At 40.9% G+C, this 16,506-nt stretch carries 13 protein-coding genes; 4 read left to right on the forward strand and 9 right to left on the reverse strand.

Features of this window, described 5'->3' with window-relative positions:
* Positions 1–15: 15 nt before the first annotated feature.
* The 6 genes from ACIP9G_RS13590 to ACIP9G_RS13615 form a co-directional block, all read right to left on the reverse strand.
* Positions 16–2,205, reverse strand: coding sequence for a YhgE/Pip family protein (locus ACIP9G_RS13590; protein ID WP_401020053.1), 2,190 nt, complete (start codon positions 2,203–2,205; stop codon positions 16–18).
* 103 nt (positions 2,206–2,308) lie between these two features.
* Positions 2,309–2,878, reverse strand: coding sequence for a TetR/AcrR family transcriptional regulator (locus ACIP9G_RS13595; RefSeq protein WP_340822474.1), 570 nt, complete (start codon positions 2,876–2,878; stop codon positions 2,309–2,311).
* A 145-nt stretch (positions 2,879–3,023) separates the two neighbouring features.
* Positions 3,024–3,509 carry a FixH family protein gene (locus ACIP9G_RS13600; RefSeq protein ID WP_340822473.1) on the reverse strand — a complete coding sequence of 162 codons (486 nt, stop codon included), beginning with the start codon at positions 3,507–3,509 and terminating at the stop codon, positions 3,024–3,026.
* A 3-nt stretch (positions 3,510–3,512) separates the two neighbouring features.
* Complete coding sequence (locus ACIP9G_RS13605) at positions 3,513–4,901, reverse strand: sensor histidine kinase (RefSeq protein WP_401020057.1); 1,389 nt, start codon at positions 4,899–4,901, stop codon at positions 3,513–3,515.
* Entirely contained in the window at positions 4,898–5,581 is a 684-nt protein-coding gene (locus ACIP9G_RS13610; protein WP_340822471.1) for a response regulator transcription factor, read from the reverse strand. Before ACIP9G_RS13610 ends, ACIP9G_RS13605 begins: the two co-directional genes overlap by 4 nt.
* Positions 5,578–6,540, reverse strand: a complete 963-nt coding sequence (locus tag ACIP9G_RS13615; RefSeq protein ID WP_340822470.1) for a YncE family protein — start codon at positions 6,538–6,540, stop codon at positions 5,578–5,580. The genes ACIP9G_RS13610 and ACIP9G_RS13615 overlap by 4 nt, the downstream gene beginning before the upstream one ends.
* 185 nt (positions 6,541–6,725) lie before the next feature.
* Here ACIP9G_RS13615 and ACIP9G_RS13620 point away from each other — a divergent pair, with 185 nt between their 5' ends.
* On the forward strand, positions 6,726–7,811 hold the full coding sequence (locus ACIP9G_RS13620; RefSeq protein WP_401020060.1) for a glycosyltransferase: 1,086 nt from the start codon (positions 6,726–6,728) through the stop codon (positions 7,809–7,811).
* A 202-nt stretch (positions 7,812–8,013) separates the two neighbouring features.
* Positions 8,014–10,851: a collagen-like protein gene (locus ACIP9G_RS13625; RefSeq protein ID WP_401020062.1), complete on the forward strand. Its 2,838-nt coding sequence runs from the start codon at positions 8,014–8,016 to the stop codon at positions 10,849–10,851.
* Positions 10,852–10,976: 125 nt separating this feature from the next.
* On the opposite strand, the gene hemY is transcribed toward ACIP9G_RS13625, so the two are convergent.
* From hemY to hemE, 3 genes are all read right to left on the reverse strand, one after another.
* Positions 10,977–12,407 carry a protoporphyrinogen oxidase gene (hemY, locus tag ACIP9G_RS13630; RefSeq protein WP_340822465.1) on the reverse strand — a complete coding sequence of 477 codons (1,431 nt, stop codon included), beginning with the start codon at positions 12,405–12,407 and terminating at the stop codon, positions 10,977–10,979.
* Between the two features lie 14 nt (positions 12,408–12,421).
* Entirely contained in the window at positions 12,422–13,342 is a 921-nt protein-coding gene (gene hemH / locus ACIP9G_RS13635) for a ferrochelatase (RefSeq protein ID WP_401020065.1), read from the reverse strand.
* Between the two features lie 115 nt (positions 13,343–13,457).
* Complete coding sequence (hemE, locus tag ACIP9G_RS13640) at positions 13,458–14,510, reverse strand: uroporphyrinogen decarboxylase (RefSeq protein ID WP_401020068.1); 1,053 nt, start codon at positions 14,508–14,510, stop codon at positions 13,458–13,460.
* A gap of 233 nt (positions 14,511–14,743) precedes the next feature.
* Here hemE and ACIP9G_RS13645 point away from each other — a divergent pair, with 233 nt between their 5' ends.
* Both ACIP9G_RS13645 and ACIP9G_RS13650 read left to right on the forward strand, forming a co-directional pair.
* On the forward strand, positions 14,744–15,262 hold the full coding sequence (locus ACIP9G_RS13645; RefSeq protein ID WP_340822460.1) for an antibiotic biosynthesis monooxygenase family protein: 519 nt from the start codon (positions 14,744–14,746) through the stop codon (positions 15,260–15,262).
* Between the two features lie 27 nt (positions 15,263–15,289).
* On the forward strand, positions 15,290–16,450 hold the full coding sequence (locus tag ACIP9G_RS13650) for an amidohydrolase (protein WP_401020070.1): 1,161 nt from the start codon (positions 15,290–15,292) through the stop codon (positions 16,448–16,450).
* Positions 16,451–16,506: the final 56 nt, after the last annotated feature.

A 16,506-nucleotide genomic window follows, 5' to 3' on the forward strand; every position in this document is an offset into this window, starting at 1 on the left:
CTCGCAAATTATTAATTAATTTTCTTCTGCTACTTTTGAGTAACGTCTTGTGTGTAATAACATGAAATAACCAAAAGTAATGGCTAAGAACACAATTAAGTATCCAAATAATACACCGTAGTTTTGCCATAAATAAGACATGTCGCCTGTTGAAATGCTTGCTTTAAACGCTTGAACAGTATAAGTCATTGGCAGTAATTTATTGAACACTTGTAATGGTGATGGAATAAGCTCAAGTGGGAATGTACCCGCGCTTGTTGTAAGTTGTAAAATTAGTACAACAATCGCTACGAAGCGACCTGGATCACCGAAAATAGATACTAACATTTGAATTAATGCTAAGAACACATAACTTGTTATTAAAGCTGTTAGAACAAAGTAGCCTAAATTTTGCACTTCAAGACCTAAGCCCCATTTTACAATTGCTACTGTTAATAAAGCTTGAACAAGACCGACAAATGCAAGCACTGTCACTTTACTTGTAAACCATGTTGCACCATTTTTCGGACGAATAGCTGGTTCAACAAGTGGGAATACAATCGAGATTAATAGTGCCCCAACAAATAATCCAAGTGAAATAAAGTAAGGTGCGAAACCTGTACCATAGTTCGGAACATGGTTAACTGATTCTTTTTCTACTTCTACTGGATTACCTACCATATCATACGTGTCATCATTCGCATGTACTTCGTTCGCTTTTTCACTCGCTTCACCTAATTTGCTAGATAATGTAGCAGTACCATCTGCAAGTTCAGTCGAACCATCTGCAAGTGTTGCAGAGCCGTCTGCTAACTCACCAGATTTTGAAGCAAGTGTTGATGTGCCCTCGTTCAATGTTGTTGTACCACTTGCTAAGTCATTTAATCCTGAAGCTAATGTTTGTGAACCAGTAACAGCTGTGTTAACGCCCGCATGTAATTCACCAAGTTTATCAGCTAATGTGGCATTACCAGCTTGTAGGCTTTGTGCACCTTTAACTAATTCATTACTTTTTGCTGATAAGGCATTTGCACCAGCTAAAACATCTTTTTGACCAGCTGCTATTTGTGTTGCACCACCGCTTACTTGGTTGGCACCAGCTTGTAATTTTTCAGCACCCGCTGATAATGAATTTAAACCATTATGCACACTAGCACTTCCTGCTTGTAGCTCTGCTAACGTTTGTTTTAACGCTGCTGCTTGCTCTTCTGGCATTGATGCAATTGCATTTTGTAACTGTTCAGTTAATGCTTTAATACCCGCTTCCACTTGTGCAGAACCATTCGATAATTGATTTGCTGAACTGTTTAATGTACCAGCATTTTCAGCCACTGATGCAGCACCAGAAGCTATTTGCTGTTGTTTTTCATTTAATGTTGTAAGACCAGCTTCTACCTTAGCTACACCTTGTGTGTATTGAGATAGACCTTGTTCAAGATTTGTCGCCCCTGCAGCTGCCTGCTGTGCACCTTGTTGTAACTGAACTGTACCGTTTTCTAATTTCACTAGCCCTGTTGACAGTTCGTTAGCCCCAGATGCTGCTTGCCCTGCACCTTTTGTAATTTTATCTGTACCATCAGAAAGTTCAATCGTGCTAGAAGCTAACTGCTCCAAATACCCTTTTAAATCTTTTGCTCCATTTGCTACTTTTTGTGCTCCTTCATCTAGCTTAACTGAACCGTCAGCAGCTTCTGTAAAGCCATCTCCAAGCGTTGCAATTGAATCAAATAATTTTTCTGCATATGTAGCAGAAACTTGTGAATTTACTTCTGCGCGTATGCGATCCATTGCTGTTTCACCGATTTGCGCTCCTAGGAAGTTCAAGCCTTCATTTGGGATATAGTTCATCACTAACTTCGAAGGTTTGTCATCAAGTAAAGTCGTAGCATGTTCTGAGAAATTTGCTGGTATTTCTAAGATCATGTAATAGTCTCTACTATTTAAACCTTTTTCTGCTTCTTCTTTTGACACTTCAATAAAGTCAAATTGCTTACTATCGACGAGTTTATCGACCAAGGTATCGCCTAAGTCTAACTTCACTTCATCCATTTTTGCTCCATTATCTTCATTGACAACCGCTACAGGCAAATTAGACATACCTGCATATGGATCCCAAAACGCCCATAAAAACATGCCTGCATACATGACAGGGATAAATAGGACGGCAATTATGGAAACAAGCATTTTTCTTGTTTTTAGGATTTTCAGCCATTCAGCTTTAATCATATTTTTCTCTCACTCCTATACTAATTGACCGCAATCGTCAATTGGTCATTTTTCTGTAAAAAAATCACAAACTTCACAGTGCGTAAAATTTGTAGATTCTTCTCTAAAGAACTAGTCCTCGAAAGATTGTTTCCTTGAAAAGATTTAGTATCTTTTCTTCTGGAATCATGTCTCCATGAAGCTCATGCCAATCTACGACGAACGCTAAATACGCTTTTAACAACAGATAGCTTACTAACTCTGTATCACAATCTCGAATCTCACCTTTATCAATACGTCTTTGAATTAACGTTGCAACGTACGATAATATTTCAGATTCTATGCGGATTAATACTTGTTTTACTGCTGGCGTACGTAATTCTTTTTCTTCCTCTATTAACTTCGCAAATAAAAGATGCTTTTCACGGAACTGTAGCATTTTCATTAAAGCATTATGTGCATTATCCATGAAGCTAGCTGATGCATCCAACACTGCATCCGCTTCCGCTTTCATCTCTCGTACAAGTGACATCGCAATCTCTTGAAATAAAATTTCCTTATTTGCAAAGAATGTATAAATCGTTCCTTTACCGACATTAGCAATTTTCGCCACTTGTTCCATCGTCGTTGCTTTATAGCCAAACAATGTAAATGATTTTGCAGCTGCTTCAAGAATTTCCTGCCTACGATCCATATGTGACATCCTTTCCTGTTAAGTTATGTACATCCTTTGTACACAGAAATTAAAATGACCAGAAAACCATTTCGGTCATCTGGTCATTATAATATTCCTATTTTAAAAATAATGCAAGCATTTATTGAATATTTTTTTCATTTTATTAATGCTCTGTATCCTCTGATGAATCTTTACCATGGTCCGACATGTTCATATTAGCTTTTTCATCTTCTTCGATTACTTGTGTCATATCAGGTGTTCCAGCCGTAATTTGCTGCTTCGGCATATTATGAATACCATTTGCTGTAGTATGGGCAAACATAAAGTATACACCGTCATGATCAAATGTAGTTTGTGCTTTATAGACGCCATCTTTTTCTAATTTACCTTCAAGCATTTGTCCCTCATCGCGTTTACCTGATTCCCACACTTCAAATTCAACTATTGCATCATCGATATTTTTTTCACCTTGAATAACATGTGCACCAAGTTCGATAGGCGTATTTACCTCAACTTCTTTTGGCGTTAAAATTTCCACTTCTAACATTTGAGGCTCTTCCAATGTAGTAGATGTTGCAGGTTTTTCCTTTTCCCCACAACCTACTAATAATGCGGGTACAGCTATCAATGTAAATAACCACTTCTTCATGTTCTATTCCTCCATTAATGGCATCGAAATTTTTACCTTTGTGCCTTTGTCTATTTCACTTTCTATTTCAATCTTGCCTTGTAACTGTTTTAATAATTGTTCAACAATGGATAGACCTAGGCCACTCCCACCATCTACTCGACTGCGCGCTTTATTAACACGATAAAACCGCTCTGTGACATGTGATAAATCTTCCTGTGGTATACCGATGCCTTCATCCTCAATAGTAATGAGCGCGTTACCGTTATCTTCAATTGCTACAATGTCAACCTTCGACTGCTCATAGGAGTAATTGATAGCATTTTCAATAATATTGATAAAAATTTGCTTTAGTTTCACTTCATCCGCTTTAACAATTAATTCATCATCTACATTCAGATGCAATGTAATATTCTTTTTCTGTGCTTGATGCGTTAAAATCTTTTGTACTTCACGTAATGTCTCTGCAAGTGGTATCGGATAGAGAGCGATGTCCTTTTGTTCATTTTCCATGCGAGCGAGTTGAAGAAGCTCATTTGTTAAACGCTCCATACGATTTGCTTCACGCACGATTAATTGAATTGCTTCCTCTTGTTGCTCTTCTGCGATAATTCCGTTTTGCATTGCTTCACTATAGCCTTTCACATAGCTAATAGGTGTACGCAATTCATGAGATACAGTTGCTAAAAAGGTCTTTTGGGCCTCATCTTCTCGTTGAATTGCCTCTGCCATGTCGTTAAATGTGCTTGATAGTTTCCCTATCTCGTCACTCGATTTAACAGGTACACGTGTTTCATATTGTCCATAAGACATCTGCTCTACAGCAGTTTGTAAGTCACTTAATGGACGCATAATATGTTGAATACCTTTATATACAAAAAAACTAGTAACAATCAAAAAGACAAATGCACTCAAAAATAAAAAAATGACTTCTTGACTTGCCAACTCACTAATTTTTGCTAAGGGGAAGTAAATATAAATTATTCCCTCTAGCCTATTTTGATCTACTAAAGGTAGTACTACTGAAATAAGCTGCCGATCGAATCGAGGTTCATAGCCAATTTTTTGAACATACTTACCTTCCAGCAATTGTTGCCGTTCTTCAGCCCCTATTAATGTTTCATAATCAATATCAAAGGGGACACAGGCACTAAGTTCACGAGGGTTTCGAACAGCAAAAATATTTAAATTGGAATAATCATTATAATGTTCAATATTAGCAATAAATTCGTCTGTAACTTTACCACTCGTATACATTGTTTGTAGCTTTGTACCGATTTCAATCATATTGCTTTCCGTATCTTCCACGTAAAGCTGTTCATATAAAAAATCTGTCAGTACATACATAAAAACTACTGTTATAATCAAAAATGCGAAAATGAGTAGCCAAATACGTGTTGAAATCTTTTTCATTCTCCTGGATCAAAGCGGTAGCCTACTCCCCAGACGGTTTGTATATAGCCTGACGCTTCCTTTCCAAGCTTCAATCGCAAAGTTTTAATATGAGTATCAACCGTTCTTGTTCCACCTAAATAGTCAATATCCCAAATGCGCTCTAGTAACTGCTCACGTGAATATGCATTGCCTGGATTTTTCATAAATAAGTGCAATAATTCAAATTCCTTTAAAGTTAATGGAATAACCTTCCCTTCAACAGAAACTTTACGTGCAATTTCATCTAATTTAATTGGCCCAAAGACAACATTTTTTTGCTCAAAATCTGCTATACTAGCGCCACTTCTTCTCAATACAGCATGCATTCGTGCCACTAGTTCATCATTTGTAAACGGTTTGACGATATAATCATCGCCACCGAGTGTTAGACCTTTTACTTTATCCTCATTAGCATCTCGTGCCGTTAAGAATATTACAGGCACATTAGACATCGCTCGAATACTTTGACAAACCGCAAAACCATCTTCATGTGGCATCATTACATCTAATAAAACTAAGTCGATTTGTTCACGAACAATAATATCGTATGCCTCAGTTCCACATGCAGCCGTAAAGGTCTCGAAATTGGAGTTATTGAGCATCATCTCGATTAAATTACGCATATCTTGCTCATCATCTACAATTAATACCGTTGTCACTTTTCTTCCTCCCTTACTAACAGCTGAAATGCACCTTTGCCAACATCAACTGTTTTTTGTACTTGACCATCTTTTATAAAATATAAAGTATGGTCGTCATAACCAGCCACAACAATATAGTCTTTAAACTGATTCACAACAAATGGATTTGCTCCTACTTCTTTTTCCCATAAAACATTTCCTTTAAAGTCGACAACATATAATTCATTATGTCCATGGCTAACAACTAACACTTTATCCTTTGTCTTTGTTAAACCTACTGGCATTAAAGGCATTTCTATACTGCCACGCACAACACCCGTTCCAAGATCAAATCGCTTGACTGAACTATTCGGCTTGCTTCCTTCACCATGTCCGCCGACCCAAAGCTCATTTGTCTCCTCAATGATTACAATGCCATGCGATGATTTTCCTATTGGCCACTCTTGCTCTATTGTTAAATCCTTAATGGATAACACCGAAAGTTTCGTATCTTTATAATTGACTACATAGAGCTTATCCTTGTAAGTAGCCATCGACATCGGATAGTTACCAAGTCGCTGTGAGGCCAATTCATTTCCTTCCACATCAAAGCTTGTCACTGTGTTCATCTTACTATTCGTAATAAAAAATTGTTTAATTTTTGGATCATAATACACATTCGTCGTGCCTAGCTCTACTTTTTTTGAATAAAGCTTTTTACCAGTTGACAGTGTAAAGACAACTATTTCATCTAATTGATGTCCATATAATAATATTCGGTCATTATCTAATAATAACGCTCCTGTATATGCTTTATCGAATGACCATGTTGCAATCACGTTCCCCAGCTCATCAATAAAATCGAGCGAAGGCTCTTGTATATTGAGCGATGCAATAAAACTCTGATTACGGTCAATTGGTTCAAACGATTTCTCGGTACACCCCGCCACCAACATAACTTGTATAAAAGAAAAAATGAAGAATGCCCATTTTTTCATAATCATCACCTCTGCCCTTTAACTATACTTTACATTTGTGAAATCTGCGTGAAACTTGAAAGGTAAATTTATGACAAATTACCAAGTGATAACAGTGTGTTTGCACAATAAGAAAGGGCAATCTGCCTCGCAAAAAAACTGACTCTACATATACTACAAAGATTATTAAAAGGAGGAATCACAATATGGTAACGATAAGTTTATGTATGATTGTGAAAAATGAAGAAGATGTTATCGCCAGATGCCTTGACTCAGTAAGAGATTTAGTCGATGAGATAAATATAGTGGACACCGGTTCCACTGACAAGACAAAGGAAATTGTTAAACCTTTTACTGATCGTATTTATGATTTTGAGTGGATTCATCATTTTGCTGATGCGCGTAATTTTTCCTTCCAACAAGCAACATGTGACTACATCCTTTGGCTAGATGCAGATGATGTGTTAATGGCGGAAGATCAAGAAAAGTTTAAAGCTTTAAAGCAATCTTTAACTCCCGATATTGATGCTGTCTCGATGAATTATCATTTAAGCTTTGATAACGAAGGGAATGCCAATTCTCTTTTAAGAAGAAACCGACTAGTTAGAAGGGAGAAGCAATTTCGATGGATAGGAGCGGTACATGAATATTTAGAGGTTAGTGGTAATCTTTTTGAAAGTGATGTGGCCGTTAGCCATTTACCACTTCATCACGATCATCAGCGCAATATTACTATTTATAAGAAACTTCTTCAATCAGGAGAACCTCTCACACCACGCGACACGTTTTATTATGCCAATGAATTACTGGATCATAATGAAATCGAGGATGCGGTATTCTACTATGAGCTTTTTTTAACAACTAAACTAGGCTGGGTAGAAGATAATATTAACGCCTGTTTTAAGCTAGCTGATTGCTATTCGAAATTAAATGATAATGAAAATAACGTAAGTTCTATTTTAAGAAGCTTCGAATACGACACCCCACGCCCTGAAGCATGCTGCAGGCTTGGCCATCATTTTATGGAACAAGCAAAAAATCATGAGGCCATCTTTTGGTATGAACAAGCACTTGCAATGAAACCTAAACCAAACGCCCCTTTCCAAAATAAAACCTTTACTACTTGGTTGCCCCATTTACAACTTTGCGTCCTCTATGACCGTTTACAACAATATGAATTAGCCAATACCCATAATGAATTAGCCCGTGTCTACTTACCTAATGATCCAAAAATCTTACACAATCAAAACTACTTTGATCGTATGTTTAAAAAATCCAAGGATAAACCTTGAATTACCTAATTTAAAAATGATTTAGACTCTTGTAAAAGCATTTCCCTTCTTCTCTCAATCCTATCGCCCTCCCCCTACGGTAATTTAACTAATTATAATCACTATATGTTTTACAAATTATCATATAAACATTAAAAGTAGTTAACCGTCCACCTCCTCTATCATTTTTATGAATAGGATACTTGAGAGAGGAGGTGAATAAATGAACTTCGAAGATTATTTTTTAAATAATGTTTGCAGTAAATGTAGAACATTCCCTTGTGGTTGTAGAAGAATACCCGAACATCATAGCTGTGTTTGGCCAGTAAAACCTACAGGTTGTACAGGCGCAACAGGGCCGACGGGGGCTACTGGTAACACCGGGCCAACGGGTCCTACTGGCGTAACCGGTGATCCTGGTGCTACTGGACCGACGGGCAGCACTGGCGCGACGGGGGATCTTGGGCCAACTGGGCCGACTGGTAGCACTGGCGCGACGGGGTTACTCGGACCTACGGGACCTACTGGCACTACCGGTGAACTTGGACCTACTGGGCCTACTGGCGCGACTGGACTTCTCGGACCTACTGGTGCCACTGGTTTACTCGGACCTACAGGACCTACCGGCGCTACAGGTGAACTCGGACCTACGGGACCTACTGGTGCCACTGGCTTACTTGGGCCAACAGGACCTACCGGCGCGACTGGTTTACTTGGGCCAACAGGACCTACCGGCGCGACTGGTTTACTCGGACCTACGGGACCTACTGGTGCCACTGGCTTACTTGGGCCAACAGGACCTACTGGAGCAACAGGACTTCTCGGACCTACGGGACCTACTGGTGCCACTGGCACACTTGGGCCAACAGGACCTACTGGAGCAACAGGACTTCTCGGACCTACTGGTGCCACTGGCATACTTGGGCCAACAGGACCTACTGGCGCGACTGGTTTACTCGGACCTACGGGACCTACTGGCACTACCGGTGAACTTGGACCTACTGGGCCTACTGGCGCGACTGGACTTCTCGGACCGACAGGACCTACTGGTGCCACTGGTTTACTCGGACCTACTGGACCTACCGGCGCGACTGGTTTACTCGGACCTACGGGACCTACTGGCGCTACAGGACTTCTCGGACCTACTGGACCTACTGGTGCCACTGGCTTACTTGGACCGACAGGACCTACCGGCGCTACAGGTGAACTCGGACCTACGGGACCTACTGGTGCTACAGGACTTCTCGGACCGACAGGACCTACTGGTGCCACTGGCTTACTTGGGCCAACAGGACCTACCGGCGCGACTGGTTTACTCGGACCTACGGGACCTACTGGTGCCACTGGCTTACTTGGACCGACAGGACCTACCGGCGCTACCGGTGAACTCGGACCTACGGGGCCTACTGGCGCCACTGGTTTACTTGGGCCAACAGGACCTACTGGAGCAACAGGACTTCTCGGACCTACGGGACCTACTGGTGCCACTGGCTTACTTGGGCCAACAGGACCTACCGGCGCGACTGGTTTACTCGGACCTACGGGACCTACTGGCACTACCGGTGAACTTGGACCTACTGGGCCTACTGGCGCGACTGGTTTACTCGGACCTACAGGACCTACCGGCGCGACTGGTGAACTCGGACCTACGGGACCTACTGGCGCTACCGGACTTCTCGGACCTACGGGACCTACTGGTGCCACTGGCTTACTTGGACCTACAGGACCTACCGGCGCTACCGGTGAACTCGGACCTACGGGACCTACTGGTGCTACAGGACTTCTCGGACCGACAGGACCTACTGGTGCCACTGGCTTACTTGGGCCAACAGGACCTACCGGCGCGACTGGTTTACTCGGACCTACTGGACCTACTGGTGCCACTGGTTTACTTGGGCCAACAGGACCTACCGGCGCTACCGGTGAGCTCGGACCTACGGGGCCTACTGGCGCCACTGGTTTACTTGGGCCAACAGGACCTACTGGAGCAACAGGACTTCTCGGACCTACGGGACCTACTGGTGCCACTGGTTTACTTGGGCCAACAGGACCTACCGGCGCGACTGGTTTACTCGGACCTACGGGGCCTACTGGCGCCACTGGTTTACTCGGACCTACAGGACCTACTGGTGCCACTGGCTTACTTGGGCCAACAGGACCTACCGGCGCTACCGGTGAGCTCGGACCTACGGGGCCTACTGGCGCCACTGGTTTACTTGGGCCAACAGGACCTACTGGAGCAACAGGACTTCTCGGACCTACGGGACCTACTGGTGCCACTGGTTTACTCGGACCTACAGGACCTACCGGCGCGACTGGTTTACTCGGACCTACGGGACCTACCGGCACTACCGGTGAACTTGGACCTACTGGGCCTACTGGTGCCACTGGTTTACTCGGACCTACAGGACCTACCGGCGCCACTGGTTTACTCGGACCTACGGGACCTACTGGCGCGACTGGACTTCTCGGACCTACTGGACCTACTGGTGCCACTGGCTTACTTGGGCCAACAGGACCTACCGGCGCGACTGGTTTACTCGGGCCTACGGGACCTACTGGCGCTACGGGGCCAACAGGACCTGCGTTTACGGAAGGTTTCTCTGCCTTCTTAAGTACTTTATCCGTTAGTACATCTGCTACTTTAAGTAATTGGAGTGTAGCTTCACCATATTTCACAACACCAGCATTTAACCCAACAACAGGCATATTTACAGTTCCTACTACCGGAAGATATGCATTTGAGGCAACTATCAACTATTCAACAGTAGCTGCCATTAGTCTTGGTATTGGTGCAGGTGTTAACCCTTCATTTGCAATCCGTAGAAATACAACGACAAATTTAATTACCGGTTTATTCCCAATACTAAATTTATCAGTTACCCTATTAACTATTAGAGCAATTCTTGGAAGTGGTACCGTAACATTGGCTGGAGAAGTTAATTTAACTGCTGGTGATACAATCGATTTATTTTACGAAGCAAATGGCTTAACGCTCTCCTTAACACTAGGAGGCGCTAACTCAGGTGGTATTGTATGGTCATGTCATAGAATTTCTTAACGTTGGTTATCTTTACAATTCATGAGTCCATAATCTATGACTCAATATATTCTACGTTGAGAAAAGAGTAATAATAGTTAAATTAAATAAAAAAGTAGTACAAATATAAGTTTGTACTACTTTTTTTAGTCTTCCTGTATAAACATTTCGCTTAAAATTTCATTTGCAACTTTGCACCCTTGCTCTACGCATTCTGGGATTGAAATTCCTTCAAAGGAGCTACCTGCAAGTTTTACTGTCGGGAAGTGTTCATAAAGTTCTTTCTTCACCCGTTCAATTTTGGCTTCATGTCCTACAGTATATTGTGGCATAGCATTTTTCCAACGAGAAACAACCGTCGTCACGGGTTCCCCTTCGATTCCTATTGCATTCTTTAAATCTTGTAATACAGTCTTTTCAATCTCTGAATCAGATAAAGCAACAATCGTTTCATCGCCTACACGACCAATATAGCTTCGTAATAATACATAGTCTTGAGGGGTAGCATTAGGCCATTTCCGATTAATCCATGTACAAGATGTTATTGAAAAATCACTATTTCTAGAGACAAAAAACGACAATGCATCCAAGTCACCTAGTTGCTCTTTTTTAAATGCCATCGTCACTGTTGCAATTGTTGCTGCTTTCATCGTATTTAACTCTGTTAAAAGTTGGTGATTACTAAACATCATTTGCGCAACATTATATGGTGTTGCAATGATAACCGCATCAGTAGTTATATGCGAAAAATTATTTAATACGACCTGCACAGTACCATCTTTGCTGTGATCAATTTGCTCTACTTTAACACCCTTCATAACGGTCCCTGGAAGTAGAGATTCTTCTAGTTTTTCGATAAGTGTCTCAAGACCATTTTCAAAAGTTTGAAAAATGCCCTTATCCTTCGCTATCCGATTGTAACTTAAAAAATTTGTCCCTGACTGTTTCATACCGAAAAGCAAACTACGATACTTTTGCTCTAATTCGTAGAGCTGTGGAAATGTAGATCTCATGCTTAGTTGCTCAATATCTCCAGCAAATGTACCTGCTAGTAAAGGTTCAACGAGATTTTCTACAACCTCCGCACCAAATCTTCTTCGAAAAAATTCACCTAATGGCTGGTCGTCATCCCGTGCAGAACGCGGGAGGACAAAATCTCCCGCTGCACGAATTTTTCCGCTGAGTGAAAATAAACCTGATGTAATGAATGACGAGATATGTGGCGTTGCTCCAGACATCAGATTGCTCGGAATCGGGTATAATTTACTTCCAACAGCTATATAGGTTGGCCCCGAATCTCCAGTTATCATCCTATGTTCAATATTTAAATCCTTCGCAAGTGCCTGGACATGATTTTCTCGGTCGAAAAAGGATTCTGGCCCACGCTCGATAATAAAGCCGTCTTTTCTAAAAGTTTGGATTTTCCCGCCAAGACGTAATGACGACTCGACAAGTACGATATCTACCGGCAATCCTTTTGCGCGCGCTTGTTTTTGCATATAGAACGCAGCTGTGAGGCCTGTAATGCCGCCGCCAACAACAACTACCTTTCGTCTTTTTTGAGTCACCAACATCATCACTTTCTTTTCGCTTAGCTTAATTTTTTATGAATGGCATCTACCATAGCTTCGATAAATAACGGATCTGTATTAGGCATTGCTGGACGATAATAGTTAGCACCTATTTCATCGCAAACAACTTTACATTCATAATCGTTATCGTAAAGCACCTCTAAGTGTTCTGTTACAAAACCTACCGGTGTGTAAACAAATGAACGGTACCCATTCTGCTCATAAAGGTCACGTGTTAAATCTTGAACGTCAGGACCGAACCATGGCTCTGGTGTTTGTCCAGCCGATTGCCAGCCCACTTTTACATTTTTCACGCCCGTAGCTTCTTGAATTAATCGAGCTGTTTCAATTAGTTGGTCTTCGTACGGATCGCCCATTTCTTTAATTTTTACAGGAAGTGAGTGTGCTGAGACGATTAGGCAAGCCTTTTCTCGTTCTTCTTCAGTCATAGAATCGAACGTTTCATTCACTTTACCCTTCCAATAATCAATAAACTTTGGCTCATCATACCAAGATTCAACAGATGTAATTTTCAGGCGATTAGCTGCTGTTTCTTCTGCACGGCCATTATATGATTTAATAGAGAAAGTCGAAAAGTGTGGTGCTAGCACGATAGAAACTGCTTCTTTAATACCTGCTGCAACCATTTCCTCAACAGCATCCTCAATGAATGGTTGGATATGCTTTAAACCGATAAATAGTTTGTATTCTACTTCATCTTGCACTTCATTTAAACGTGCACATAAAGCTTCAGCCTGTGCTTCTGTTGCAGCTGCCAGTGGCGATAAACCACCGATTGCCTCGTAGCGACTACGTAAATCTTCTAAATGCTCGTCAGATGGTCTACGTCCGTGACGAATATGTGTATAGTAAGTTTCAATATCTTCCTCTTTATAGGGTGTACCATATGCCATTACTAATAAACCTTTAACTTTTTTCATAAACCTTTTCACCTCTAAATAATAGTTAAACTATATTTTTTGTATGATTTTGTACGTCAACAACAATTACACAAAAAAAGGAGTGTAATTGCGTCAATAGAATTTGCTCTTACTTTTAAGAACGGGCTTGAATTTGTTGTGCACTATATTCATGAATAAGTGTTGTTAAACGTTTCAATACTGCTGGATCAACCTCTGGGAATACACCATGGCCTAAGTTAAAGATATGACCTGGCACCTCTAAGCCTTGATCAATAATATCTTTTGTTCGTTTTTCTATTACTGACCAATCAGCAAGTAATAATGAAGGGTCTAGGTTTCCTTGCACAGGCTTTGTAATACCTTTTGCACGTGAATCTTTAATTGGTAATCGCCAATCTAAGCCAACAACGTCAATCGGCAAATCATGCCACTCTTTCACTAAATGGCTTGCACCCACTCCAAATTGAATAAGCGGTACATTTTCTTTTTTTAACTCGCCAAAAATACGAGTCATAATAGGTTTAATGAACACACGATAATCTTCAACACTTAAGGCACCTACCCATGAGTCAAATACTTGTATCGCTTTTGCACCCGCTTCTACTTGCGCTGAAACGTCCGCAATAATCATGTCTGCCAATTTGTCCATTAATGCAAACCATGCTTTTGGTTCCGAAACCATAAATGATTTGGTTTTATTATAGTTTTTAGAAGGTCCGCCTTCAATCATATAGCTCGCTAACGTGAACGGCGCTCCTGCAAAACCTATTAATGGTACATTAAGCTGTTCTTCTGTTAGTAATTTTATTGTTTCTAAAACGAAGGGTGTATGTTCCTTTGCATTGAACTCACCTAATTTCTCTACATCTGATACTGTGCGAATTGGGTTTGAAATAACTGGACCTACACCAGCTTTAATTTTTACATCGATGCCGATACCTGGTAGTGGCGTTACAATATCTTTATATAAAATCGCTGCATCCACATTGTAGTTTTCGACCGGTAAACGTGTTACATACGCACAAAGCTCAGGTTGATGTGTAATTTCCTCTAATGAATATTTTTCTTTAATTGTACGATATTCTGGCTGAGAACGACCTGCCTGTCGCATATACCAGACAGGTGTATGTTCAGTCCTTTCCCCGCGTGCAGCACGTAGAAGTGTATCATTAAAAAGTGTTGTCATTGATTATTTCCTTCCCCTCGATGAATTTCCTATCATAAAAAATCACTTGTTTATTCCATTATTATTGATATCCGTTTTCAATAGTAAACGCTTCCTCTGCTATTGTATAGTTTTCCTAGTGAAATGTCATAAAATTGTTCTTTCTACATGCTTTCTTTTTTGACAAAGCGGGTAACTTACACTTAAATGGAGTTAATCACTGATTATTAGACATTTATAAGGAGGGCAAAATAATGAATATTTATTTAACTTCTGGCACAGGTGAGTTTATGGAACAGGTGAAAAATAAGTATCCTAACGAACATATGATTTTAATGCATGGTGAAGGTAATTCTGTGCTCATTCATGAAACTGAAGGGAAATCTGTATTTGCTACACCTCGTAAATTTGAAGTGTTAGATTCGGTAAACGAATTAGAAGAACGCGGCTTCTTCGTTTTCAATAATATTCCTGTGACAGATGAAGGTAAACCTGTATTTGAACATCGCTTTTTAAATCGCGCACGTGCAATTGAGAACGAGCCTGGCTTTGTAGCGTTCCGACTATTGCGTCCATTAAATGGCGACACGTACATTGTTATGACACAATGGAATGGGCCACACTCATTTGAAGCATGGAAAAGCTCAAAAGCGTATAATACTGCACATGCACAACGTGAAGAACCAACTGGTGTGCGACAACAAAATATTTTCTCTGCCGCATCCTATGTTACGACCTATAGCGTTGTCCCTAAAGAAGACGACGAGGCATAATTTTTTTTAATAAAGGAGCACTTACTTATGAATCAACAAATACTCGATAAAATTGATGCTCATTTTGATGAAATGGTGGCCATTCGCCGCCATCTACATATGCATCCAGAACTAAGCTTCCAAGAGAAAGAAACAGCAAACTATATTAGTGAATACTATCAAAAACTCGGTGTCCCAGTTGAACCAAATGTAAGTGGCTATGGATTGATTGCACGTATTATAGGTAGCAAGCCTGGTAAAAGGATTGCCTTACGTGCCGATTTTGATGCACTCCCTATTCAAGACGAAAAAGATGTTCCTTACAAATCAAAGGTAGCTGGTGTTATGCATGCTTGTGGCCACGATGGTCATACTGCTACTTTATTAATAGTAGGGAAACTTTTATGGGAAATGAAAGATGAGTTAGCAGGTGAATATGTGCTGATTCATCAACATGCCGAGGAAGCAGACCCAGGCGGTGCTATCGGTATGATACAGGCAGGTGCACTTAACGGTGTTGACGCTATATTTGGTACACATTTATCATCCAATCATCCAACGGGTATGATTGGCTACCGTGTTGGACCACTCATGGCAGCAGTTGATAGTTTTGAACTGAAAATTCAAGGTAAAGGCGGACATGGCGCCCATCCACATCAAACGAAAGATGCTATTGTTATCGGCTCTCAGCTTGTCATGAACTTGCAACAACTTGTAGCGCGTCGAGTAGCTCCAACTGAATCAGCAGTTCTTACTGTTGGCTCTTTCGTTGCGTCAAATGCAGATAATATTATTGCAGATACAGCGTATTTAAATGGCACTATCCGTACGTTTGACAAAGATGTTCGTGCAACGATGGAACGTGAATTTAAACGCGTCGTACAAGGAACTGAAATTGCACAAGATTGCACAATTGAACTAGACTATCGCAAAGGTTACCCAGCAATCGTGAATCATGAAAAAGAAACATTATTTGTTCGTGATATCGCGCAAGACATTTGTGATGTTGTTGAAATACCCGCAACGATGGGTGGCGAAGACTTCGCCTATTATTTAGAGGAAAAACCAGGTACATTCTTCTTCACAGGGGCCGCGCCTGATGAATATGCACCACATCACCATCCGAAATTCGATATTGATGAAAAAGGTATGCTAGTAGCAGCAAAAGTTATGTTAAGCGCTGCGCTAGAATATCAAATCGTGGAATAAAACAAAGAAAGCTCATTTCGCCTAATGTTCGTAGGCAAAATGAGCTTTCTTTTTTA

The sequence above is a fragment of the Lysinibacillus sp. NPDC093197 genome (assembly GCF_044754025.1).
GTDB lineage: Bacteria > Bacillota > Bacilli > Bacillales_A > Planococcaceae > Lysinibacillus.

Bases quoted from the DNA above. Each gene is read 5' to 3' on its own strand.
- ACIP9G_RS13590 (WP_401020053.1), bottom strand. From the start codon at position 2,205: ATGATTAAAGCTGAATGGCTGAAAATCCTAAAAACAAGAAAAATGCTT.
- ACIP9G_RS13595 (WP_340822474.1), bottom strand. From the start codon at position 2,878: ATGGATCGTAGGCAGGAAATTCTTGAAGCAGCTGCAAAATCATTTACA.
- ACIP9G_RS13600 (WP_340822473.1), bottom strand. From the start codon at position 3,509: ATGAAGAAGTGGTTATTTACATTGATAGCTGTACCCGCATTATTAGTA.
- ACIP9G_RS13605 (WP_401020057.1), bottom strand. From the start codon at position 4,901: ATGAAAAAGATTTCAACACGTATTTGGCTACTCATTTTCGCATTTTTG.
- ACIP9G_RS13615 (WP_340822470.1), bottom strand. From the start codon at position 6,540: ATGAAAAAATGGGCATTCTTCATTTTTTCTTTTATACAAGTTATGTTG.
- ACIP9G_RS13620 (WP_401020060.1), top strand. From the start codon at position 6,726: ATGGTAACGATAAGTTTATGTATGATTGTGAAAAATGAAGAAGATGTT.
- ACIP9G_RS13625 (WP_401020062.1), top strand. From the start codon at position 8,014: ATGAACTTCGAAGATTATTTTTTAAATAATGTTTGCAGTAAATGTAGA.
- hemY (WP_340822465.1), bottom strand. From the start codon at position 12,407: ATGATGTTGGTGACTCAAAAAAGACGAAAGGTAGTTGTTGTTGGCGGC.
- hemH (WP_401020065.1), bottom strand. From the start codon at position 13,342: ATGAAAAAAGTTAAAGGTTTATTAGTAATGGCATATGGTACACCCTAT.
- hemE (WP_401020068.1), bottom strand. From the start codon at position 14,510: ATGACAACACTTTTTAATGATACACTTCTACGTGCTGCACGCGGGGAA.
- ACIP9G_RS13645 (WP_340822460.1), top strand. From the start codon at position 14,744: ATGAATATTTATTTAACTTCTGGCACAGGTGAGTTTATGGAACAGGTG.
- ACIP9G_RS13650 (WP_401020070.1), top strand. From the start codon at position 15,290: ATGAATCAACAAATACTCGATAAAATTGATGCTCATTTTGATGAAATG.